General features: G+C 72.2%; 1 pseudogene. It reads left to right on the forward strand.

Features of this window, described 5'->3' with window-relative positions:
• Window positions 1-353, forward strand: a pseudogene (locus A9Z05_RS33100) (glycosyl transferase family 51); the annotation flags it as partial.

Raw genomic sequence — 353 nt, forward strand, 5'->3', positions numbered from 1 at the left:
ACGCGGCCGCGATCGGCGCGTCGGGCGACCAGCCGGACGCACTCGCGAAGCTGATCGGCCTGATCGCGAACGGCGGCCAGAAGGCGCCGACCGAGACGATCACGCGGCTCGATTTCGCGAAGGGCACGCCGTACGAAACGCGTTTCGTGCGCGCGGCCGCGCAACCGCAGCCGATGCTGGCGCCGGAGATCGTCAACGTGGCGCACACGCTGCTGCGCGACGTCGTGCTCCATGGCACCGCGCGCCGCCTGGCGGGCGGGCTCACGCTGCCGGACGGCAAGACGCTCGACGTGTACGGCAAGACGGGGACGGGCGACCAGCGCTTCAACGTCTATGCACGCGGCGCGCGGCTG

The sequence above is a fragment of the Burkholderia sp. A2 genome, from assembly GCF_001729305.1.
Lineage (GTDB): Bacteria > Pseudomonadota > Gammaproteobacteria > Burkholderiales > Burkholderiaceae > Burkholderia > Burkholderia sola.